The organism is Gracilibacillus dipsosauri, assembly GCF_003176895.1.
GTDB lineage: Bacteria > Bacillota > Bacilli > Bacillales > Amphibacillaceae > Gracilibacillus > Gracilibacillus dipsosauri.
Genome location: NZ_QGTD01000001.1, coordinates 154710 through 178259, shown reverse-complemented (window position 1 = coordinate 178259; position 23550 = coordinate 154710). Strand labels below are relative to the sequence as shown.

Sequence of the window (23550 nt, the reverse complement as noted above, 5' to 3'; positions counted from 1 at the left end):
GAGCGCAAAGGTGTTAGTTTGGGGATGGTAAAAGAGGAAGAGGTTGATAAGACCACGACGAGAAATATTAGCTATATCTGACTGTTGAATACTCAGTGATCTATTCTACACTAATTTTCGAAAAAAAAACCTTAAAGAAAAGTGGCCTTCTTCATTGGGTAAAATTATATATTTATTTCAGGAGGGATACTGACAAAACAAGTGATTATGGTATGCCGCTAGTGCAAAACTACAGGAAAAGAATCCATTTTGATCATTATTTTTCCTAAATGGATTCTTTTCACTTATCGTAAAGTATAGGTTTGTTAGGTATTTTTAATCAAACTTTATTTGAATGTTAGAATGAGCTGGTATTATTCCAAACCATCCTTTCATTCTTTCCTCAATTTCTACTTGCCTGTTTCTTTTGCTTTCTTTGTTTTTACTTAGCATCGGCCTTTGTTAACTTTACACACCAAAAAGGCATTAATCTTTCTATAACGTAGACAGAAAGTTTTATATTGATTGCAACGTAGGTCTGATGACAATCTCGTTTACGTTGGCATCATCAGGCTGATTGATTGCATATGCAATAGCCTGTGAGACAGCGGATGGGGAAAGACTTGGATAGTCTGAATACTCCTCTAACACACCAGTCGCCGTCAATCCCGGTGAGATGATGGTGGACCGAATCCCAGAATCCGTTGATTCTTCCTGACGCAGCCCTTCCGAGATTGCGCGGACAGCAGACTTGCTTGCGCTGTATACAGCAGTTGTCGGGATAATCCTATGTCCCATCACTGAAGATATGTTGATAATATGTCCTGATTTTTGATTCCTCATTGTGGGTAATACTGCAGCAATGCCGTTAAGAACTCCCTTGATATTTACATCAATAGTTTGCATCCATTCGTTCATTTTCAGTTCATGTAAATGAGAATTCAACTGAACACCCGCATTATTGATAAGAACATCAATATGTCCAAAATTTTCTAGTGTAAACTGTGCCAATCTTTGCATGTCTTCAGCATTAGTTACATCTGTCTGCATATAAACTGCGTTACCACCCTCTTGGAGAATGTTGTCTACTATGGTTCTCAATCGAGCCTCTCTTCTTGCTGCCAACACCAGACTTGCTCCATGATGAGCTAAGAACTTGGCAGTGGCTTCTCCAATTCCACTGGATGCCCCTGTAATAATAACGACCTTAGATTGTATGTTTTCCATATCTATCGCTCCTTATATAAATTTTTTGTACCTTTCAACAGTTATTTGAACAAATGTTGATTATCAGACTGTTGTTGAGTATTATTATAAAGAGAATAGGGATAAATTCAATCGCTAATATACGTGCTTTTGTACTATATACAACAAACGGATGAATATTGTTGATTAACGAAAGGAGACAATAACAAATGGAAACCAAAACAGATAGACGAATTCTTAGGACGAAAAAAGCTATTAATGAAGCATTTTTGGAATTGCTTACGGAAAAAGATTTTGATCGAATTACCATTAATGACATTTCCGAACGTGCTAATGTCAATCGCGGGACTTTTTATCTTCATTATATGGATAAGTATGATTTGTTAGATCATAGTATCGATGATCATTTGAACAGAATGATTCACTCTTGTACCTTTACCAAGTTTACAGAGGAAAAACTGGAGCAGACTGAGGCAATTGAGGCGCTCAAGTCCTTGTTTATTTATGTTGAGGAAAATTTCGCATTCTTCTCTTCCATGTTATCCAATAAAAAAACTTCCACATTTCGGGAACGGATGATGGCATTGCTTTCGTCTGGTATGCAGAAGAAAATGCATATGCAGGGCATCAATCAGAACGTAGATAAGGAATTTATTGTACAATTTATGACCACAGCATTTGTCGGAACTGTGGAGAACTGGATACTGAATCACATGCCGCAGCCTCCTCAATGGATGGCAGAGCAAATATGGACATTATTTGAACGGAATGGTTGTAAATAACTTAAACAATATTGTTTTGGTGAAGAAGATTAAGCATGAAGGAGGAAGGCAGTTCAACAATCGATTATGGAACAACAAAGTTAGAAAATAATCACACTTTTTTATAAAAACTAAATTGAAATATGTTGGAAGAGAATCTATTTTAAACAAACATTTTTCAAAATGGGTTCTTTCTATACTACATACTAAACGGGAGGCGTAAAATGATCCATTATCCATTCTTAGAAAAAGGGATGACGATAGGAGTAACTGCACCATCATCGGGAGTACCAAGTGAATTGCATGAATTGCTTAATTCGGCGTTTAAAAGTATGGAAAAGAAGGGTTTCCATATTAAGTGTGGTGAAACTCCTTGGACTCAAGATAAGGCAAAGTCTGCATCAGCAAAAAAACGTGCAGAAGAGTTTAATGATATGATGATTAACGAAGATATTAACCTTATTATTCCTCCATGGGGTGGAGAACTACTTATTGAGACACTTGAATATATCGATTTTAGAAATATACAGAACAAATGGGTCTTGGGCTATTCTGATATTAGTTTACTATTGTTAGCTATTACATTAAATACAGGTATAGCTACTGCTCATGGAACAAATTTAGTAGATCTAAGAGGGGATTATTCTGATGATACGACTGCAATGTGGCAATCTGTTTTATCCACCAAAAAAGGCGAATCAATTCTCCAACATTCATCAGAAAAATATCAAAAGGAATGGCAATTTGATAAACCTACTCCTCATATTTTCTATCTAACAGAGAATACTTACTGGAAGTCAACTGCAAATCATAAAGTTAAGGTTCGGGGAAGATTACTTGGTGGATGTATTGATACGATAAGACATTTAATTGGCACACCATACGGGGATGTACAGTATTTTAAAAATAACTATATTGCAGGAGACTCTGTCATATGGTTTCTCGAAAATTGTGAGTTATCGACCACTGACTTACGTAGGACTCTAATACAAATGAAATTGGCTGGTTGGTTTAATAATTGTAATAGTATTATGTTTGGAAGGAGTTCAGCTAATACACCTGTCACAAATTATACAGTGGAAGATGTTTATAAAGAGCTTTCTGAAGAACTCCAAATTCCTATCCTATACGATATAGATTGTGGTCATGTACCACCACAGATTACTTTTATAAATGGAGCGTCCGCTGAAATAGAAGTCGATAATGGAAGAGGCACAGTATTACAAACGTTTAACTAAAAGAGTATACATCTGAAAAGAGGAATCCATGGTGGAAAAGCATGAGGGGATATACATGATAAATAAAGAACATAATGTGCATGTTTTTTGCTGACTACCAATCATTTTTGGTCGGGGCGTCTATGTAGCATTCTCTTTTACTTTACTATATAAAGTAGGCAAGATATATGGACTTACTATAATTAAAATATTCTCTTTTACAATAGTAAAAAACTCAGTAAATATCAAGCTTCATAGGAAAGTTGTCTAAGGCAGTTAAATAGGACTTTGCACCTGTTTTTTTATAAAGATTAGAAAGGAAATAATATTGATTGTTTAACAATTAACGAAATTCGGGTATAATATAAATAGAAGGTCATACAATAATAAAAACCGTCTGGTGCTGGTACACCAAACGGTTAGTGCATAGCCCTTAAGGGGGCGACTCGCAAAAGACAGAAAAATAACCATCCTAAATGCTTGTCAGGCTATGGATGGTTATTTTTTTTGATGAAATGACAGTATAGCTACAATTAGTGTTGCGAAAGAGATCATCAAGAAAATGGTTTCGAATACCGTCATACGCTCACCCCCTTTCTTTAAAGGGAATGAGCCACCACCCATAAAAGCCATATGCACTTATCTCTATTATAACATTCAATAAAGTTTAATAGATATTTTCGACAAGGTTTTTATACTATACGCTAAACACATTCATAACAATTGCATAACCTATTTTTTATATAAAAAATTTATAAAAATCGACTTCTTCTTTCACTAAAGCTCCTTTTACTTTTAGAGAGTCGACCTTCTAATTTACCCAACTTAACCGAAAAAATCGACCAATTACTATTGGTCGATTATGGTACTGAATTATCTCTAAATGGAAGCAAAAGCTCCTATCCACTAAAAGAAACTATTACTTAGTGATTAAATAAGTTTTCCCATCACGTTGTTCTATTTTTCTTTCTTTCATTAATTTACCAAGAGCGCGTTTGAATGCTGCTTTACTTATATGAAAGGTGCCCCGAATATCTTCAGGGTCACTTTTGTCGGAAAACGGAATAACGCCATTGCCTTCCTCTAATCGTGCCAATATCATATCAGCATCTTCATCCATACTGTGTTGTTTCAAAGGTCTGAGCGATACATTTAATGTGCCATCATGTTTCACTTCAATGACGCGACCTTCCACGCGTTCGCCTAAACGTGGTTCTTCTTTTCGTTCAGTGTGATGGATAAATCCACGATAGCCTTCGTCCGTTATACATGCAGCTCCTTCTCTGTCTGTACGATAGATGCGACCACTGATGGCTGTGTTCAATAGATCATCGGGTGCTGATTCGAATACTCTTTCAAGAATTCCTTCTGTTGCAGGGAGCGCAAGAAGGCGTCCTTTCCGATCTTTACCTAATGAAACATATAGTTCATCACCGATCATGGGCCATACGTTTTCGAACAATGGCAAATCATCTTTTGATACAAGGATTTCTTTTGAAGTACCAATGTTAACAAATACACCTAAGTGTGGTAAGACTTCAACGACTTCAGCCCAGCCGTACGTATCAATTTGAATAGTTGGTAATTGTGTCGTTGCAACCGTTTGTCCTTTTTTATCTTGGTAAAGAAAAACATCAACAGATTGCTCAGCCTCAAATTCTGAGTCCGTTTCATTATGGTGAAGGAGTATGTCGTTTTCTAAAACATAACCAGTTTCAATTTTTCGTAGTACCTCGAGTGTTTGGATCGTACCTATTTGCTTATCCATATTAAGACCTTCTTTCTTCTTTTATTTATATGTATTGGAAAAGGGGCACTCTTACTATAAGAGTACCCCTTTGATTGATAAAGCAACACATAAGATTTATGATTATTTTTATATCCCGATAAATTCGGGTGGGAAATTTCATTAATAGAATTTCACTTTACCGCGGTAAATATTCCACTGGGATTTTCTAACTTAAGCAACGTAAGCCCTACCTGCTCTTACGTCCTTGCGACCCCTTAGTCGCGCCAGTGTGAATAAGCATCTTCAAAAATATTAGTAGAATGCCAGCTACACTTATTTGTTACTTTAGTTTGTTAACCTTACTATAATCTCATAAATGAAGGAGAATGTCAACAACTACTCTCCAAAAGATAACTTAATAGAGCAGCATCGATATTAATTCTTTTATGTATGAAAAAGGATAGCGTCCTCCCCTCCATACACCTTTTAAACTTACCAGACAAACTTGGAAGGCGGAACATTATAATATTTTTTAAAAGCTTTAGAAAAACTGTATGGATCTGGGTAGCCAAGCATACTTGCAATTTCCTTTATCGAATATTGTTTGCTGTACAATAATTCTCGAGCCCTGTTCATTTTCAATTGATAAATGTAGCGCCCAGGTGTTATACCAAGAGCATTCTTAAAATAAGAGATAAAATACTTCTCCGACATACCTGATACGATAGCGAGCTCGCCTACTGATAGTGATTGGTGGAGGTGTTCATGGGCAAAATTAAATACGGGCTGAAGTTTATCTAAATACTTGGTCAGCTTCTGCTTGGTGGTATCTTGTATAAATTCCCCTCGATACTGGTTACAACCATAAAGTTCCATAATCTTTGCGATTAGAATCGTTAAACACCCTTTTAAACGAATCTGTGACATAGGGACATTTTGTTTATATTGGTCATATGTATCTAAAAAAAGATGATATTCCGCTTTAATAATCGCACTATCCAGAATGCCTGACAGTTGAAAATTGTCGAGGATTCGGAGGTGATTACCAAGGCTAAGGTCAAAGTGTGTAAAAATAAATTTGCAACTGGTACGGAGAGTAGTGGCCGTATAGGCTATCTTTGGACTGAAAAGAATTAAATCCCCTTCGGAAGCAACATATACCTCTTCTTGTATACGAATTTCTATTTGTCCTTTTTGAATGCACCATAAGTCATAATCCTTATATTGTCTTCTCTCCATCCAACTATTCGGATGTTCCACTTCACTACAAGAATTTATTCGAAGCGTGACGAGTTCTGAAAGTTCGTTAAAAATATCTAAACTATCCATCGACTAGTTCATTCCCATACTTTTAGACATATTTATGTGTGTTCATTATATCATAGCAATTTTCAACAGATATATAATATGACTATTTGACATGAAGTGCTAACTTTCTTGCATTTTATTTATAGCTTCTTGTTTCTATAATTGTAGATAGCTTAATTTATGGAGGAAAATGATGAATACGAGATTATTTCAAAATCACATTGTACGTAAAGAAATCCCACTTGAACCTATCTGGGATTTTCATACCCTGAATGCCGAGGAGGAAAAACAGGAAAAATTCCAAATGATTGTACCAGGTTGTTGGGAAAGTAATCCAAAGCTTTCCTCTTATAAAGGAAAAGCGCTGTATTCTAAAAAAGTATTTTTTGGCGGTAATGTCCGTTTGGTATTTAAAGGAGTGAGCCATACGGCACATGTTTATTTAGACAAGAAGGAAGTTTCCTACCATTATAATGCGTATACCGAATTTAGCGTTATATTAGAAGATATTCCTTATGGTGAGCATTTACTGGAGGTTAAGGTGGACAATACTTTTCATGAGGAGTCTGCTCTACATGTAAGAAATGATTATTATTCTTACGGTGGGATTACCCGTCCGGTAGTGATGGAAGCGATAGATGACATGTTTATTAGACATATTCATTTTATTCCATATAAAGAAAATGGAAAATGGTACGCGACCATTAGTGCTTTTGTAAATAATCTATCCAGTGAGGAAAAGATGGTAACCCTGAAAATTAAGATAAACGATGAGGAGGTTTCTTTTAATGATAAAGCACTCCCTCCTCATACGGAAACACGAATGGAGAATTCGTATGAGTTTCGTTCGGCAATTCCTTATACCTTGGAAAATCCTAAATTGTATAGGATGGAAGCTAAGCTATTGTACAATGAGAAAGAAGTAGATGATCTAATAGACAGAGTAGGCTTTCGAGAAATAAAAGTCAGCGGAAAGGATATTCTGATTAATGGGGAAAAAGTTATCATCAAAGGAGTAAATCGTCATGAAGACTATGCGGAATTTGGATGTGCAATACCTATTGAAGCAATGTACCATGATATCGAATTGATCAAGTCATTAGGGGCAAATTGCGTTCGTACTAGTCATTATCCTAATGATGAGCGTTTCTTAGATCTATGTGATGAAAATGGGATACTAGTATGGGAAGAGTCTCATGCAAGAGGACTGAATGAAGAGCAAATGAGACACAAAAACTTTGAAAAGCAAAGTTTGGATTGTATTAGGGAAATGATTGAAAACCATATCAATCATCCATGTATCTATGTATGGGGAATTCTTAATGAATGTGTGAGCAATACAGAGTTTGGAAGGTCCTGCTATGCCAAGCAATTTAACTATATTAAGCGCTTGGATTCTAGTCGTCCCGTATCCTTTGCCAGTCTTGAAGGAAATGTAGGCTCAGATTTGTGCCTGGATTTAGTAGATATTGTATCTTTTAATATCTATCCGGGCTGGTATCATCATACACCAGTAAAGGATTCTTTGAAAAATATTAAAGATTTTGTTAATCGTACAGGTGGAGCAGATAAACCATTACTGATTAGTGAAATAGGAGCAGGCGCAATCTATGGTCATAGGAGCAATAATCAGGATAAGTGGACGGAAGAATACCAGCAGTATGCTTTATCGGAACAAGTATCTTCCATTTTAGCCGATGAGGATTTAAGTGGTGTGATTATCTGGCAGTATGCAGATTGCAGGGTAGATCCGGGCTGGTTTCATGGAAGGCCTAAAACTCAGAATAATAAGGGATTAGTAGATATTTATCGAAGACAAAAACTTGCTTATAATACTGTAAAAGAAATCTTCCATTCTACTCTATATTAATTGATGTATAGAAAAAAAGCCCGTTATTATCAGGACTTTTTCACAAATCAATATTAGATCGTTTGTGGAAATAGTATGCTTGAGTAGACGAGGAGCTTGCTTCGTTCAGAAAATGACTTAAATAAAATGCGCAAATCTATCTTTATTAATCTTCTAGTTTCACATTCTAAAAAAGGGAGTATGTTCTATTTTTTCATTAATTATTGGTACTTAAAACTTTTAGTAAAAGCTCGACTCCAACTGGATAGATAATAATGTAATATAAAAATGAATGGTCTTTGACAAAACATCTATCCATTATTGTAGACTAAAGAAAATTATAGTTACCTGAGGAAAGGAAGATGAGAATTGGTGAGTAAGCAAGAAGTGCAAAGACAGCTTTTGTTTATAGTGACTGTTCGTTTTCAAACTTTCCATGGTCTGGTCTAAGAGAGAAAGTATTTAAACTGATTTTTGGATGAACAAAACCCTTATCATATTGAAGATAGAAGAGTGGGAGAGAAAAGCATCGTTTTTTCTTCTGCTCTTTTTTTAATTGCATTAACGCCTCTTTTTACAAACCAGAAGAAAAATGTAATTCACTTAACAAAGCAACAAAAGTTGCAAGTCAACATCGACGGTTTTAAGAAAACATACTCACTACGTTTCATTATTTGCAAAAGTGTTTTATGGTTAGGTTTGACAATGGATGGGGGATGAACAAATCTTATGAAACTAGAAATCAAGGATCAAAATAACTTTATGTATAGTGTGATACGCTACGGAAAATATAATGGAGCAAAGGAACTAGCGTGGAAAATTAGAAAGCTAATTTTCCTATCTATAGGAAAATTTACTGATATAGCGACTGTTATAGTTGTGTCTTAAAATAAAGACATAGAAAGGTTGTGGTTTGTTTGCATAAAAAACATAGTCAATTAATTAATTTTCTAATGAACCAGGATCAAGAATATGTATCCACGGCCACACTTGCTGAGATATTAAATGTTACAGATCGCACCATTCGAAATTATATAAAGGAGATCAATGATAGCGGTACGGACATTATTATTACCTCATCTTCTCAAGGATATGCTATTAAAAATGACAATACCCGAATTGATCAAGAATGGTTTGTATCTGATGAAAAAGAACTGGAAGAAGCATTTTTGGAGTTTCAAATTATTCAGTTCCTGATGAATGAAAGCGAATATATTACCTACGATGAAATTGCGGACAGATTTTTTTATTCACCACAGACAATTCGTAGCCGCCTTCAAAAACTTACAATGAATATTCAGGCATTAGGTATTGATGTTGCGATAGATACGAAAGTGTTTAAAGGCATTAAATTGATTGGGACTGAATTGCAAAAAAGAGTGCTATTAGAAAGTTTCTTTTCTTCTATAACAGTAAAGAAGGAGGTGTACAAGGATTATGTAATAAATGGTTTCCGAACATGGGTAGATGTGAATATAATTGAGAGCATTTTCAAATTGGTCGATGAAATAAATATTAAATATCAGCTGAACCTAGAATTTTTGATGTACAAGAAAATGACCACTCAATTAATCATCATCATTCATCAAATAAACCTTGGTCATACGGTTTCTATTGAGGATACAGAATTGGATAATCTGACATCCTTTAGAGAGTATGAAGTTGCAGAAGCATTTCGGTCACGAATAAACAAATATGTAAATATGACGGATGACGAAATCATTTATTTTGTGAACTATTTAATATCGTTACAATTGGATCTAGATAATACACAGATAGGGAATAAGAATCATCAAATTATATCGAAAATAGAGGACATTTTACTTCAAGTAGAGCAAGTTTATCAAGTACCGACTTATTCACAGAAGCGTTTCAGGAATAACATTTCCAATCATATATATCGAATTATTTATCCTGCGTCACATAACTTGCTAATCTACAACCCGTTTGTAAAAGAGACAAAGTCAGAGTACTTCTATTCTTTTAGTATTGCATCTCATATCGCTTTAAAAATTGAAAAAGAGCTTCATGTGGAGATTCAAGACAGTGAAATTGCTTATTTAGCTTATCATATCCAGGTAATTCTCGATTCCCGAGATAAAAAGAAGATAAAAACAATTATTCTCTATAGTAGAAGCTATGAGCGTACGAAGATTCTCTCTTCCAGGGTAGCAACTTACTTTGATGAACTTGAAATTAGCAAAATAGAAAAGTTTTCTAAGGACTATGTTTTTGATAATTCCTATCTATATATTGGAATTAATTTAGCGTTTGAACCACAACAAATCAATGCAAAATTTATTATGATCCAAAGCGGCTTTCCAAGCAGTGATATAAAGAAAATCAGATTCTTTCTGGAAGCACAAAACTCAATTATTGAGCAGTCCTCTATTCACTGGATTAATGAAAGTAGCCCTGATGATGCTATTCATCATCTTCTATCTTTGGCCAATCAAGAGCATTTTTATGAGCCAATCATGAAAAGGGAAAGGATGTCTTATACCTCTATAGGTAATTTAGTGGCAATCCCGCACCCATATTTTGAGGTGAAAGAATATAAAGAGAGCGTGATTATTGGAATTAATAAGAAAGCGATCCAATGGGGAAAGGAACTTGTTCAGTTAATCATTATTTACATTCCAGCCTTAGATATTGAAAGAAATGAATTTGTTTTCACTGAGTTTTTTGAAAAAACCAAAAACATCGAAAACGTAAAAGGGCTTGTCCATACAACAACAAAAAAAGAATTTATTAGTAGATGGAATCAATTTTAAAAGAAAAAGGAGAGATTTGAATGTTAATGAATATGAAGGAACTATTAAAGGTAGCGTATAAACATAATTTTGCGGTAGGTTCTTTTAATGTTGCGAACAGTGAGTTTGTAAGAGTTGTAATCGAAGCTGCGGAAGAGAAAAATGCACCAGCCATTATCCAAATTCATCCGAACGAGATTGAGTTAGTTGGTGATGAATTTATAGCATATGTTAGAGAAAAATGCAGAAACACAAAAGTACCTATGGCTATTCACCTAGATCACGGTTCATCTGTAAAGGATGTTATGAGAGCTATCAGGAATGGTTACACCTCCGTAATGATTGATGCCTCACACGCTTCTTTTGAGGATAATATATCCATTACAAAAGAAGTTGTCAAAATTGCGCATGATGTGAACGTATCAGTAGAGGCTGAATTAGGAACAATCGGATCCAATGAAGGAAGCTCTGAGGGCGGTGCGGATGAAATATTATATACCGATCCAGAGGATGCAAAGAGGTTTGTTGAAGAAACAGGCATAGATACATTGGCTGTAGCCATTGGGACATCACATGGTCAATACAAACATGCTGGAAAACCGAAACTAAGGTTGGATTTGCTTGAGGAAATTAATCATAGGGTAGGCATTCCTCTTGTTCTTCATGGAGGAAGTGATAATAAAGATGAGGAGATTTCCCAAACCTATCTTCACGGTATAGCAAAGATTAATTTATCAACGGATATGAAAAGTGCTTTCTTCGGGGAGATGCGTCGTTTCCTTACGGAGCAACAGGAGGCTTATGAGCCTGATGTCATTATGCCAAGTGCCCGAAAAGCTGCCCAAAAAGTGGTAAAGCAAAAAATGGATCTATTTAACTCAACAAATAAAGCACATCTTTATTTTAGTTAATTGATTACTAGGAAGCTAGGAGGGAATATAATGAAACTCGTGGATATTATAACCCATGATAATATTATTTTAAATCTTGAAGGGGATAATCAAGCAGATGTTATTGATGAGTTAGTAGATAAACTAGCTAGTAATCAGCTTATAAATGACTCAGAGCAATTTAAAAAAGCAATTTACAAAAGAGAGAATGAAATTTCAACTGCTGTTGGATATGGTGTAGCCATCCCACATGCTAAAAGTAAATCTGTAAATAAGCCTACTATTGTAATGGGAAGGAAGCTACAAGGAATTGATTACGGTGGGCAGCATACAAATTTAATCTTTATGATTGCAGCACCGGAAAACGCATCAAATGAGCATTTGTCACTTTTGTCCAAGCTGTCGACTTTCTTAATGAATGAAATATTTAGAGCGAAGCTAGTTTTGGCTACATCTCAAGATGAAGTAATTAAAGTTATTCAGGAACAAGAAAAACAACAGGTAGCAGATAAAAAGGAAGAAACGGGATCTGGAAAATATTTAATTGGGATTACGGCATGTATGACAGGGATTGCCCATACGTATATGGCTGCGGAGTCATTGAAAGATGCTGCAAAAAGTCGTGGTATGAAAGTTAAAATTCAAACAAATGGTTCTAATGGTCCAGAGAATCGACTTACTGCAGCTGATATTCAAAACGCAGATGCCATCGTGGTAGCACACGATGTGCGGGTTGATACTTCTGTTTTACAAGGTAAGCAATTTGTAGATGTGCCTGTAAAAAAAGCAATCAATCAAGCTGATCAATTAATTGAGCAAGCCTTGTCCTATGATATAAAAGAAAATACTGTTGAGAAAAACGTAGTGGAAGAAGAGATGCAATCAGAACCAGAGGAAAAATCGGGGTTGAATTTTTATAAGCATATTATGAGTGGGGTTTCATACATGATTCCCTTCGTGGTTGTTGGTGGGATATTTATCGCTATTTCTTTCATGTTCGGTATTAATGCTTCAAATCCCGAGAGTGATCAATATAATGTAATCGCCGCTTTCTTTAGTCAGGCTGGCGGGGATGCAGCATTTGCATTAATGGTTCCCATTTTAGCCGGATTTATTGGGTACAGTATTGCAGACAAACAAGGTCTTGCCCCTGCGATGATTGGTGGGATGATGGCCAGCATAGGTGGGTCAGGGTTTCTTGGAGGAATGGTTGCTGGATTCGTAGGTGGTTTTGCGGCCAAGTTTATTAAAAAGTCTATGGCTAAGATACCGAAGTCTTTCCAAGGTTTAGTTTCAGTATTAATTGTTCCATTATTAAGTACATTAATTGTTGGCGTCTTTATGTTCTTTATATTAAATACGCCAATGTCCATGCTAAATGAATTTTTGGAAGGCTGGTTAAAAGGTCTCACTGGAATTAATGCGGCTATTTTAGGCGCTTTGTTAGCTGGTATGATGGCTTCTGATATGGGTGGGCCAATTAATAAGACGGCTTCGGCATTTGGTCTAGCAATGTTTGCTGCAAATATTTTTGAGCCATCTGCTGCCTTGATGGTCGGAGGAATGGTACCTCCAATTGGTATTGCACTGGCGACATCAATCTTTAAAAATAGATTTACCATTCAAGAAGTAGAAGCTGGAAAAGCTAGTTATGTATTAGGAGCAAGTTTTATTACCGAGGGTGCGATTCCTTTTGCTGCAGCGGATCCACTAAGGATAATTCCTGCGAATATAATCGGTGGTGCTGTAGGTGGTGCAGCGTGTATGGCATTGGATATTTCATTAAAGGCACCCCATGGTGGTATTTTTGTTATCCCAATCGCATGTAATAAACCATTGTTATACATTGGTTGTATACTTTTAGGTTCTTTAATAACCTGCTTCATAATAGGATTTATGAAAAAACCTTTATCTGATAAAGACAGGAACAACGCAAAGCAAATGGGTTCTATTATTTAACCTATTAAACTAGAAAAGCTTCCTTATGGAAATAACTCCTAAAATGTTAGACAAGGTAATTTCGTCAGGCAACTTGCTCAAAATGAGTTCGGTCTTGTACCGGACTCATTTTTAATTTCAACTTCATCCGTTTTTATTATTGTATTCCATGTATCTTTCAAATTCTTGTTTAAAATGCTCTATGACTATAAGAGTTACTGCACCATCATCGGGAGTACCAAGTGAATTGCTTAATTTAATCTAAGCAGGTCTCACCACTTTCCACTCGAATCTTGAATCGCAATATGTAAAAAATAGAGACCACACATGCTAGTCTAAACTAATACGCATGATCTCGCCATATGCTTTTTTTGATAGGCCATTTTGTTATTAAAGCCTGCTTCCTCCAGAGGCATCAATAACTTGGCCAGTGATCCATCGTGCTTCCTCAGATGCTATAAAAGCAACGATATCAGCAACATCGTCCGTGGTACCTACTCTAGAGAATGCAGAAAATGCCGCTGCTTGAGCAAGTCCTTCTGGTGTGGAGCGCATCTCCTTGTTCATATCAGTAGCCGTAATTCCCGGTGCCACTGCATTAACCGTAACACCCTTTGAAGCAAAATGTGGAGCTAATGCCAAAGTAAGTGTGTCAATAGCTCCTTTGGAAGCCGCATAAATGGTATTCATTGGTGCAGCAACACGTGTAAAGCCAGTAGAAATGTTAATGATTCGTCCACCATTCCGCAAAAACGGGCTAGCTGCTTGAGTAATAAAGTAAGGAGCCTTAAAGTTAACATTAATCGTATCGTCCACCGTTTCCGTTGGCGTTTCTTCAAACGACATGACTGGTGAAATACCTGCGTTATTAATTAAGATGTCCAAGTGCACAGTCCCTAATTCCATACGGGCCGCATCTTCAAATCCAGCCCAAAGCTTTTTTGCACCAGAAATACCAGAGGTTAAGTCAGCTTGTAGAGCCACAGCCTTTGCACCCAATGCCTTAATATCATCAACAACTTTCAATGCAGTATCTGTATTATTGGCGTAATGAATGCCTATAAACTCCGCTCCTCCAGCTGCTAACTTTTTGGCTATTTCAGCTCCTATCCCACGACTTGCCCCTGTGACCAAAGCAACTTTACCATTGAATCTTCCTTCGTTCGTCGACATATTATCTACTCCTTTTTCAATAGGTTTAATGCATAACCCATATTAAAGGGTAATAAGCATTCTGAATAGTACGATATTTTTGTATCGTTACGATAAAATGGTATATTAATAAGAGAGCACAACCGTTCCAACGCAGACATTTTTTTAAAAAGATTATTAATAGAGATAATATGAGAAATTTAGAGCAAAGGAAGAGGTGGAGTTTGATGATTGAATTAACAAGTGCTGATTTAACTTGCCCGATCACTACAGCACAGAAGGTATTGTCAGGTAAGTGGACTCTCATGATTATTTTTCATCTAAAAGACGGTCCTGTAAGATTCAACGAACTATTAAGAAGATTTGATGGCTTAACGCACTCCTCACTGACTAAGCAACTTAGGCAACTGGAAAACTTTCGAATTATTCACCGTGAGGTTTATAATCAAGTTCCTCCAAAAGTAGAATATTCTTTAACGGATTTAGGGAAGAAGCTCTATCCAACAATGAATGAGTTGACGGAATGGGGGAGCGAGTATATTGATAATTGCAAGGGAGTTGCAAGATAAATGAAGTTAGCATACTCTCATTACGCGCAGTATTTGGTCTGTCGTTCATGACTTATTTGAATGAAATGATGGACAGATAAGCTTGCGCTCAATAGAGAGTATGAAACAGTCAAAGTTACATCAAAATTGTGGTAAAAGACTGAAACATTTCTAATCTTTCAGTCTTTTATAAATTTCACTCTTCTCGACTGACTTAAGTTTCATGAGCCTTTTTTTGAACACGAGAAATTGCTTCATATTCCTTTTCCAATAAACGAGGGATGCGAATAAAGATCGGCATTAATTCTTGATAAGCTTTTGCTGCATCTGGGTTAGGTTGATGGCTATGAACCGAGCCCACCATCCTCCCAACTTCCTCCAATGAATTAATTTCACTTTGTGCGTACATGCCTAACACAACAGCTCCTAAGCAAGAACTTTCAAAGCTTTCAGGTACCGTCACTTGTTGACCGAATATGTCAGCAAGCATTTGACGCCAGAACCGAGAGCGTGCAAACCCCCCAGTAGCCTGAATGCGTTTTGGTTCCCCAATTAATTCTTCTAATGCTAATAACACACTATATAAATTCATCGTAATTCCTTCTAACACCGCTCGTACCATATGTGCTTTTTTGTGATGCATGGAAAGACCAAAAAAGGAGCCTCTCGCATTGGCATCCCATAATGGAGCACGTTCTCCTGTTAGATAGGGATGGAAAAGCAACCCTTCTGACCCAGGTGGAACGGATTCCGCTAGTGACGTAAGTAAATCGTATGAGCTCTCACCAGTCTGTTTTTCCTTTTCTACTTCTACATGGCCGAATTCATCCTTCAACCAACGAAAAATCATCCCACCATTATTGACAGGGCCACCAATAACCCAGTGCTTATCTGTTAAGGCATAACAGAAAATTCTTCCTTTTGGATCGGTAACAGGCTTATTGGTAACCGTACGAATGGCACCACTTGTTCCAATGGTTAGAGCGACGACCCCGGGTTCAATCGCATTTACTCCTAAATTAGACAATACCCCATCACTTGCACCAATTATAAAAGGGAGATTAGCAGGTATCCCGAGTTCTTCTGCATATTGTGGATATAGTCCTGTGACCGAATGGGTGGTGGCAACTGGAGTACTTAATTGTTCCTTCTTTATTTGCAGTAATTGCAGCACTTCTTGATCCCAGTCCAATTGCTCTAAATGAAACATTCCTGTTGCAGAAGCAATTGAATAATCAATAAGATATTGCCCAAATAACCGATAAAAAATATACTCTTTTATCGAGATAAATTTATGACTAGGCTGGAATAATTCAGGCTGTTCAGCTTTTAACCATATTAATTTCAGAAAAGGTGACATTGGGTGAATAGGTGTTCCAGTACGTAAGTATATTTGATGCCCATTAAGTGTTTGCTTTACTTTCTCCATGTAGGAAGAACTCCGATTATCTGCCCATGTAATAGAGTTAGTTAATGGCTTACCATCTTGATTCACGACCATTAAACTATGCATGGCCGAACTAAAAGAAATAAACTGGACCTTTTCTCCAGTAATATTTGCTTGCTTCATACTATCTTTAATGACAGTTATGACAGCCTGGAAGATTTCTTCAGGGTCTTGCTCTGCAACTTCTGGTCTTGGAGTATATAATGGGTACTCCACTCCTGCTCTGCTTAATGCCTTTCCGTTTTTATCAAAAACTACTGCTTTCGTACTTGTCGTGCCGATATCAACACCAATCATAACATCGCTCATACTGATAGATCCCTCCTATGTAAAATGGGCATAAAAAGCTATGCCCATCTGAAAATTATGAAATAAAAATACCTAGTAACAGTGCAACAGATAAACCGACAAGACCGATTAATGTTTCCATAACGGTCCAGGATTTTAGTGTATCCTTAACATCTAAACCAAAATATCGTCCAACTAGCCAAAAACCAGAGTCATTAACATGTGATAATACTGTTGCACCTGATGCAATTGCAATAACGATTAAGCCTAAAATTGGACCTTCGAGATTTAGGATATCAATTAATGGTGCGACAAGTCCTGCTGCAGTTACCATCGATACGGTTGCAGATCCTTGAGCCACACGAACAGCAGCTGCGATTAAAAATGCTAGTAGGATAGGTGGCAGATTAGAACCAGCCATCATATTTCCAATTACATCACCAACACCAGATTGAATTAAAACTTCTTTAAATACACCACCAGCCCCTGTTACTAATATAATAATCCCTGCAGGCTCTAATCCTTTGTTCGCAATATCTTGCACTTCTTGACGTGTGAAACCACGTTTTGTTCCTAAGAAGATAAAGGTAAGAATTGTTGCAATGGTTAAAGCGACAAAAGGGTGTCCTAAGAATGTAAAGATATCACGCGCAATATTCCCTTCGTCTAGAAAGAAATCGGAAAATGTATTACATAAAATTAATAATAACGGTGTTAAGATGATCGAAGCTATTAAAGGAAAACTAGGCAACTCTCGATCATACTCTACTTCTTCCATATTCATATACTCTGGAACAACAACATGCAGTCGTTTTGAAATATATCGTGCGAATAGTGGACCAGCAATAATCATGGAAGGGATACCGGCAAGTGCACCGAACAAAATAACCCATCCTAAATCGGCTCCGACTAAATCTGCAACCGCAATTGGTCCAGGGGTTGGCGGTATAAAACTATGTGTAACCGCTAAACCAGCGAGTAAAGGAATACCATAGTATAATAATGATTTCCCTGTTTTCTTTGCTAAACCGTATACAATGGGAACAAGAATGATAAATCCAACATCAAAAAAGACAGGAATTGCGACAAGAAAGCCTGTAATTCCTAAAGACCATTGTGCTTTATCTTCTCCAAGCCTATTAATCATTGTTCGCGCTAGACGATCGGCACCACCTGAAACCTCCAGCATTTGCCCGAACATAGCACCTAAACCGACAACAACAGCAACAAAGCCTAAGGTTCCTCCCATTCCTTTTTCCATCGTGTCCACTACATCACCAAGAGGCATTCCTGCCAAGATGCCGACAATTAAACTGACTACTAATAAGGCAACGAAAGCGTGTAATTTCGTACGAATAACTAGAAATAATAATAGAAAAATTCCTGCTAATGCAATAAGTATTAACATCTGATCTGACATATGGTTACCACCCTTTATTTAATATTTTTATCACCATAGATCTTTTTTCGAGGAAAACTCCTTTATGCGTCTATGACAGCATGGCCGCCAAATTCATTTCGGAGTGCAGCGACAACTTTTCCAGTAAATGTGTCCTCTTCTTGTGAGCGATAGCGCATCATCAGAGCAAGTGTAATGACAGGTGCCGCCATCTCATAATCGAGTGCTGTCTCCACTGTCCATTTGCCTTCTCCAGATGAATGCATGATTCCTTTTATTTGTTCGAGGTTTGGATCTTTTTCAAAAGCCTTTTCTGTTAGTTCCATTAACCAAGAACGGATGACAGAGCCATTATTCCAAACCTTGGCAACCTTTTCATAATTGTATGAAAAAGGACTTTTCTCCAGTATGTCAAATCCTTCTGCAATGGCTTGCATCATACCGTATTCCATCCCATTATGAACCATTTTCAAAAAGTGACCGCTTCCAATAGGTCCAGTATATAAGTAACCATCCTTAACGGTAAGGTCTTGAAAAAGTGACTTTATCTTATCGAACTCCTGCTGATCTCCACCGATCATCATACAGGCACCGTTCCGTGCACCTTCCACTCCACCGCTTGTCCCGCAATCAAAGAAATAAATGCTCTTTTCTTTACATGCATCCCCACGCTTAATCGAATCTTTATAATGAGCATTGCCACCATCAATCAATCGGTCACCGCTTTCAAGGCAATTTAATAAAGCTTGAAATACGGATTCTGTAGCATCTCCTGCTGGAACCATCATCCAAACAGTGCGTGGTGGTTCTAAACGATGCACAAGTTCTTTTATCGTGGAAACGGACTCGCCACCATCTGAAATAAACTGCTGTAGTGCTTCTTTATTCATATCGTGAGCTATGACCGTATAGTTTTTATCTAGTAAATTTAGTGATAATGAATAACCCATCTTCCCTAAACCTATCATTCCTATTTGCATGATGACCAATCCTCTTTCGAAAAAATTTTCGTTCTTCAACCATTATACGAAAAAAAATTCTTTTTTCAACCGTTTACAGAAAATATTTTTTTTCGTACACTATTCCTGTATAATGAGAACTAAAGGTTTTACAGGAGAATGCTAATGAGAAAAAGAGAGCAAACGTGCTTAGAGAAGGTGCGAAGAAATTATCCAAAATTCAGTGTTACGGAAAGAAAAATTGCTGATTATATTTTAGAAAATCCGAATCAAATTATTCATTCTTCAATTAATCAGTTGGCTGAGGATTTAGATGTTGCAGATTCCACTGTTTTTCGATTTTGTAAGCGGATAGGTTATAAAGGTTACCAAGCGATGAAGATTGCATTAGCTTCTGAGGTAGTATCTTCCATGCAACATATTCATGAAGAAGTCGATAGTAATGATGCGATCAATACAGTAGCTGCGAAGGTTTTTCGAACAAATATTCAATCTTTGGAAGAAACGTTAAAAATTATGGATGAAGAACAGTTACAAGAGGCAGTTAATATCCTATTATCAGCTCGACAAATTCACTTTTTTGGTAGTGGAGGATCTAACACAGTAGCGTTAGATGCATATCATAAATTTATTCGAACGGGATTGCAAGTACAAGCTGTAGTAGATACGCACTTTCAGTTAATGGCTGCTTCACAGCTGGATGAGAATGACTGTGCTGTGCTAATTTCCCACTCAGGGTCCTCAAAGGACATATTGCATATTTTAAATGTGTTGAAAAAAAATCAAGTAAAAACAATAGCTATTACAAACTTAGCTAAATCAACGTTAAGTGAAGCGGTACATATTCCATTATACACAAGCTCTGGGGAAACTGATTTTAGAACGGAGGCATTTTCTTCCCGGATTGCTCAGTTGACATTACTTGATTTATTATATGTGAATGTTTTGATGAATAGGGGAGAAAGAGGGCAAGAGGCGTTAAATAAGATGCGAGAAGCGATTACGGTGAAAAGAATATAGCTTATAACAATTGCTGAGAAAATCTAATGGTGGTGTAAAAGAGAGACTTAGAATACATATGAATATCGCGAAAATTTACCCTATAGTTAAAGTGTCTGTTACTTTCGAAAAGTTAGAAAGTGGGCAGGCACTATTTTTTTGTAGAAAATTACTGTTGAAATACATTAAAAAATATGTGAAATAGTGATCAAAGTCACAGAAAGATCATCTGAATTAGAATATAATGGAAGTAAACATTCGATGATTATAGAAGTTTATGTGAATAATTGAGCATGATAGATTGCCTTCTTCAGTTGATGCAAGGCTCATTTTATCAAGCTTCAAAAAAAGGAAGAATGGAGGATTAAAAAATGAAAAAGCTTGTGTTGATAGGAAATGGAATGGCGGGAATTCGAACAATAGAGGAAATTTTAAAGCTGTTACCTGATTATTTTGATATAACGGTATTTGGAAAAGAGCCTTATCCTAACTATAACCGAATTCAATTATCTAAGGTTCTACAAGGAAATACAGAACTAAAGGACATTACATTGAATGAATGGCAGTGGTATGAGGATCACAACATTTTACTGTATCCCGGAGAAACGGTGGTGAAAATTGATAAGAAGAGGCAACTTGTCTATACCGATAAAGGGAAAGAAGCCCCATTTGATCATTTAATTATCGCAACTGGGTCGACCCCATTTATCTTACCGATTCCTGGTGCAGATAAAGAGGGGGTCACAGGATTTCGTGATATATCAGATTGTGAAAGAATGATCAAAGAATCAGACAAATATCGACATGCAACGGTTATTGGTGGAGGCATTTTAGGATTAGAAGCGGCGCGTGGTTTATTGAATTTAGGGATGGACGTCGATGTGGTGGAATTGTCCGATTATTTGATGGAGGCCCAATTAGACCGAACAGCGGGAGAATTATTGCAGGAAGAGCTAGAAAGACAAGGGATGCAATTTCATTTAAATACACAAACAGTGGAAGTGTTAGGAAACGAGCGTGTAACAGGTGTAAAATTTAAGAATGGCAATACAATAGCGACAGATCTAGTAGTTATGGCAGTGGGTATTAGACCAAATGTAACACTTGCTCAAGAAGCAGGACTAGTAGTTAATCGAGGAATAGTGGTTAATGATTATATGGAAACAAGCTCAGCCAATATTTATGCTGTAGGAGAGTGTGTGGAGCATAATGAAAGGACGTATGGGCTTGTTGCTCCTTTATATGAACAAGGTCAAGTCTTGGCCAAGCAAATTTGTGGAATGAATCACCAAGGCTATAAAGGATCTATCGTTTCTACCCAGTTAAAAGTGTCTGGAGTGGATGTGTTTTCAGCTGGTGTCATTAAAGAAACACCGGAAACAAAAGTGATGAAGGTATTTGATGAATGGCAGAAAACGTATAAAAAAATCGTCATTCATAATGGGAGGCTAATTGGTGCTGTTTTATATGGAGATACAAAAGAAGGAACGAAACTATTCAGTTACATCAAGAAACAAGCAAGTGTGGAGGACTACTTAGCAAGTTGGCAAAATACTGATGAGGAAGAAAGCATTGTGGCAACCATGAGTGATGATGAAATCATTTGTGGTTGTAATGGGGTGTCTAAAGGTGCCATAGTTAAAGCAATTAAGGAAGATGGTTTGACATCACTTGAAGAAGTAAAGAATTCTACCAATGCCGCACGTTCCTGTGGTCAATGCAAAGGAATGGTAACAGATTTATTAGAATTAACCTTAGGTGATGATTATAGTGACAATAGCAAAGAAACGATTTGTGGCTGTACCGATTTATCACACGAGGAAGTTGTTGCTGAAATCCGCCAAAAAGGTTTAACACTTACGAAAGAAGTAATGAATGTTCTAGATTGGAAAACGGAGGAAGGCTGTTCAAAATGTAGACCAGCACTAAATTATTATTTAGGGATGATCCATCCAGTAGATTATAAGGATGAACGAGAGTCGCGATTTGTCAATGAACGTCTTCATGCCAATATTCAAAAGGATGGAACCTATTCTGTTGTTCCAAGAATGTATGGTGGTGTGACAAACGCTAAGGATTTACGGAAAATAGCCGATGTCGCAGAGAAATATAATGTTGGTATGATTAAAATGACAGGTGGACAGCGGATTGATTTATTAGGAATTAAAAAAGAGGATCTACCTAATGTTTGGAAGGAATTAGGGATGCCATCAGGATATGCCTATGGTAAATCTGTGCGTACGGTAAAGACATGTGTTGGTGCACAGTTTTGCCGCTTCGGTACACAGGACTCTGTTGGTATGGGGATTCAATTAGAGAAAAAGTTTGAAGGATTAAACACCCCACATAAAGTAAAGATGGGTGTATCGGCTTGTCCACGTAATTGTTCGGAGGGAAGTGTGAAGGATGTTGGTGTTGTTGGGTTAGATGGCGTTTGGGAAATCTATGTAGGTGGTAATGGAGGTACCGATCTAAGACAGGCAGATCTGTTAGTGAGGGTAAAAACAGAAGAAGAAGTGCTTTCATACACAGCAGCATTTTTACAATATTACCGTGAAAATGCAAGTTATTTAGAAAGAACATCCAAGTTTGTTGAGCGAGTTGGTATTGAACAAGTTCAGAAGGTAGTAATGAATGAAGCATTACGCCATGATTTAAATCAACGAATGGACCAAGCATTATCTGTATACAAAGAGCCATGGGATGAAGCAATTGAGAATCAGAAAACATTAAAAGATTTATACCAGAACATCACAATGAAATAAGAAAGGGTGGTCGAACGATGGAGCGAATAGTTAAAAAAATTTGGATTGGAAAGATAGAAGATTTCCCTGTCAGCCTTGGAAAAGCAGTGAAGATTGAGAATAGAGATTTAGCTGTTTTTCACTTGTCCAATGGGCAAATAAAAGCGATTGAAAATAAATGTCCTCATCGCGGAGGTGTCCTGTCGGAAGGTATAGTATCAAGCGAATTCGTTTTCTGCCCATTACACGATTGGAAAATAAATGTTTCTGATGGTCAAGTGCAAGCACCTGATAAAGGATGCGTTCAGACTTTTCAAACACTTATAAAAGATCAACAGGTATATATTGAAGTACCTATTTCATAAAGAGGGGGAGCTTCAGCTC

The 23550-nt window shown here is 36.9% G+C and carries 18 protein-coding genes; 10 read left to right on the top strand and 8 right to left on the bottom strand.

Annotated features, from left to right (window positions below; all coding sequences use genetic code 11):
- Positions 1–495: 495 nt before the first annotated feature.
- Positions 496–1206, bottom strand: a complete 711-nt coding sequence (locus tag DLJ74_RS00875; protein WP_109982949.1) for an SDR family oxidoreductase — start codon at positions 1204–1206, stop codon at positions 496–498.
- 188 nt (positions 1207–1394) lie between these two features.
- Here DLJ74_RS00875 and DLJ74_RS00870 point away from each other — a divergent pair, with 188 nt between their 5' ends.
- Both DLJ74_RS00870 and DLJ74_RS00865 read left to right on the top strand, forming a co-directional pair.
- Complete coding sequence (locus DLJ74_RS00870) at positions 1395–1967, top strand: TetR/AcrR family transcriptional regulator (protein WP_054860489.1); 573 nt, start codon at positions 1395–1397, stop codon at positions 1965–1967.
- A 203-nt stretch (positions 1968–2170) separates the two neighbouring features.
- Positions 2171–3184 (top strand): S66 family peptidase, encoded by a 1014-nt coding sequence (locus DLJ74_RS00865; protein WP_109982948.1) that lies wholly within the window; start codon positions 2171–2173, stop codon positions 3182–3184.
- A gap of 477 nt (positions 3185–3661) precedes the next feature.
- On the opposite strand, the gene DLJ74_RS21000 is transcribed toward DLJ74_RS00865, so the two are convergent.
- The 3 genes from DLJ74_RS21000 to DLJ74_RS00855 all read right to left on the bottom strand — a co-directional run bounded on the left by DLJ74_RS21000 (position 3662) and on the right by DLJ74_RS00855 (position 6221).
- Positions 3662–3745 carry a putative holin-like toxin gene (locus DLJ74_RS21000; RefSeq protein WP_425454556.1) on the bottom strand — a complete coding sequence of 28 codons (84 nt, stop codon included), beginning with the start codon at positions 3743–3745 and terminating at the stop codon, positions 3662–3664.
- A 337-nt stretch (positions 3746–4082) separates the two neighbouring features.
- Positions 4083–4931 carry a CvfB family protein gene (locus DLJ74_RS00860; RefSeq protein WP_109982947.1) on the bottom strand — a complete coding sequence of 283 codons (849 nt, stop codon included), beginning with the start codon at positions 4929–4931 and terminating at the stop codon, positions 4083–4085.
- Positions 4932–5384: 453 nt separating this feature from the next.
- Positions 5385–6221 (bottom strand): AraC family transcriptional regulator, encoded by an 837-nt coding sequence (locus DLJ74_RS00855; RefSeq protein WP_245902226.1) that lies wholly within the window; start codon positions 6219–6221, stop codon positions 5385–5387.
- Between the two features lie 172 nt (positions 6222–6393).
- Here DLJ74_RS00855 and DLJ74_RS00850 point away from each other — a divergent pair, with 172 nt between their 5' ends.
- From DLJ74_RS00850 to DLJ74_RS00835, 4 genes are all read left to right on the top strand, one after another.
- Positions 6394–8070, top strand: a complete 1677-nt coding sequence (locus DLJ74_RS00850) for a glycoside hydrolase family 2 protein (RefSeq protein WP_109982946.1) — start codon at positions 6394–6396, stop codon at positions 8068–8070.
- A gap of 896 nt (positions 8071–8966) precedes the next feature.
- Positions 8967–10823 carry a BglG family transcription antiterminator gene (locus DLJ74_RS00845; RefSeq protein ID WP_109982945.1) on the top strand — a complete coding sequence of 619 codons (1857 nt, stop codon included), beginning with the start codon at positions 8967–8969 and terminating at the stop codon, positions 10821–10823.
- 20 nt (positions 10824–10843) lie between these two features.
- On the top strand, positions 10844–11713 hold the full coding sequence (locus tag DLJ74_RS00840; RefSeq protein WP_109982944.1) for a ketose-bisphosphate aldolase: 870 nt from the start codon (positions 10844–10846) through the stop codon (positions 11711–11713).
- Between the two features lie 30 nt (positions 11714–11743).
- Positions 11744–13651 (top strand): PTS fructose transporter subunit IIABC, encoded by a 1908-nt coding sequence (locus DLJ74_RS00835; protein WP_109982943.1) that lies wholly within the window; start codon positions 11744–11746, stop codon positions 13649–13651.
- Positions 13652–14020: 369 nt separating this feature from the next.
- Here DLJ74_RS00835 and DLJ74_RS00830 read toward each other — a convergent pair whose 3' ends face one another.
- Positions 14021–14803: an SDR family NAD(P)-dependent oxidoreductase gene (locus DLJ74_RS00830; protein WP_109982942.1), complete on the bottom strand. Its 783-nt coding sequence runs from the start codon at positions 14801–14803 to the stop codon at positions 14021–14023.
- Between the two features lie 206 nt (positions 14804–15009).
- On the opposite strand from DLJ74_RS00830, the gene DLJ74_RS00825 reads away from it, so the two are divergent.
- Positions 15010–15351, top strand: a complete 342-nt coding sequence (locus DLJ74_RS00825) for a winged helix-turn-helix transcriptional regulator (RefSeq protein WP_109982941.1) — start codon at positions 15010–15012, stop codon at positions 15349–15351.
- Positions 15352–15544: 193 nt separating this feature from the next.
- Here the strand turns inward: DLJ74_RS00825 and gntK are convergent, their stop codons facing one another.
- From gntK to gnd, 3 genes are all read right to left on the bottom strand, one after another.
- A complete protein-coding gene (gene gntK, locus DLJ74_RS00820; RefSeq protein WP_425454555.1) occupies positions 15545–17092 on the bottom strand; it encodes a gluconokinase in 1548 nt (515 codons plus the stop codon).
- Between the two features lie 49 nt (positions 17093–17141).
- Positions 17142–18485, bottom strand: a complete 1344-nt coding sequence (locus tag DLJ74_RS00815; RefSeq protein ID WP_109982939.1) for a GntP family permease — start codon at positions 18483–18485, stop codon at positions 17142–17144.
- 62 nt (positions 18486–18547) lie between these two features.
- Positions 18548–19444, bottom strand: coding sequence for a phosphogluconate dehydrogenase (NAD(+)-dependent, decarboxylating) (gene gnd / locus DLJ74_RS00810; protein WP_109982938.1), 897 nt, complete (start codon positions 19442–19444; stop codon positions 18548–18550).
- Positions 19445–19588: 144 nt separating this feature from the next.
- On the opposite strand from gnd, the gene DLJ74_RS00805 reads away from it, so the two are divergent.
- From DLJ74_RS00805 to nirD, 3 genes are all read left to right on the top strand, one after another.
- Positions 19589–20443: a MurR/RpiR family transcriptional regulator gene (locus tag DLJ74_RS00805; RefSeq protein ID WP_109982937.1), complete on the top strand. Its 855-nt coding sequence runs from the start codon at positions 19589–19591 to the stop codon at positions 20441–20443.
- 350 nt (positions 20444–20793) lie between these two features.
- Positions 20794–23187 (top strand): nitrite reductase large subunit NirB, encoded by a 2394-nt coding sequence (nirB, locus tag DLJ74_RS00800; protein ID WP_109982936.1) that lies wholly within the window; start codon positions 20794–20796, stop codon positions 23185–23187.
- Positions 23188–23204: 17 nt separating this feature from the next.
- Positions 23205–23531, top strand: coding sequence for a nitrite reductase small subunit NirD (nirD, locus tag DLJ74_RS00795; protein ID WP_054860479.1), 327 nt, complete (start codon positions 23205–23207; stop codon positions 23529–23531).
- Positions 23532–23550 lie beyond the last annotated feature (19 nt).

Coding starts and splice junctions, on each gene's coding strand:
- DLJ74_RS00875 (WP_109982949.1), bottom strand. CDS start 1,206: ATGGAAAACATACAATCTAAGGTCGTTATTATTACAGGGGCATCCAGT.
- DLJ74_RS00870 (WP_054860489.1), top strand. CDS start 1,395: ATGGAAACCAAAACAGATAGACGAATTCTTAGGACGAAAAAAGCTATT.
- DLJ74_RS00865 (WP_109982948.1), top strand. CDS start 2,171: ATGATCCATTATCCATTCTTAGAAAAAGGGATGACGATAGGAGTAACT.
- DLJ74_RS21000 (WP_425454556.1), bottom strand. CDS start 3,745: ATGACGGTATTCGAAACCATTTTCTTGATGATCTCTTTCGCAACACTA.
- DLJ74_RS00860 (WP_109982947.1), bottom strand. CDS start 4,931: ATGGATAAGCAAATAGGTACGATCCAAACACTCGAGGTACTACGAAAA.
- DLJ74_RS00855 (WP_245902226.1), bottom strand. CDS start 6,221: ATGGATAGTTTAGATATTTTTAACGAACTTTCAGAACTCGTCACGCTT.
- DLJ74_RS00850 (WP_109982946.1), top strand. CDS start 6,394: ATGAATACGAGATTATTTCAAAATCACATTGTACGTAAAGAAATCCCA.
- DLJ74_RS00840 (WP_109982944.1), top strand. CDS start 10,844: ATGTTAATGAATATGAAGGAACTATTAAAGGTAGCGTATAAACATAAT.
- DLJ74_RS00835 (WP_109982943.1), top strand. CDS start 11,744: ATGAAACTCGTGGATATTATAACCCATGATAATATTATTTTAAATCTT.
- DLJ74_RS00830 (WP_109982942.1), bottom strand. CDS start 14,803: ATGTCGACGAACGAAGGAAGATTCAATGGTAAAGTTGCTTTGGTCACA.
- DLJ74_RS00825 (WP_109982941.1), top strand. CDS start 15,010: ATGATTGAATTAACAAGTGCTGATTTAACTTGCCCGATCACTACAGCA.
- DLJ74_RS00815 (WP_109982939.1), bottom strand. CDS start 18,485: ATGTCAGATCAGATGTTAATACTTATTGCATTAGCAGGAATTTTTCTA.
- gnd (WP_109982938.1), bottom strand. CDS start 19,444: ATGCAAATAGGAATGATAGGTTTAGGGAAGATGGGTTATTCATTATCA.
- DLJ74_RS00805 (WP_109982937.1), top strand. CDS start 19,589: ATGAGAAAAAGAGAGCAAACGTGCTTAGAGAAGGTGCGAAGAAATTAT.
- nirB (WP_109982936.1), top strand. CDS start 20,794: ATGAAAAAGCTTGTGTTGATAGGAAATGGAATGGCGGGAATTCGAACA.
- nirD (WP_054860479.1), top strand. CDS start 23,205: ATGGAGCGAATAGTTAAAAAAATTTGGATTGGAAAGATAGAAGATTTC.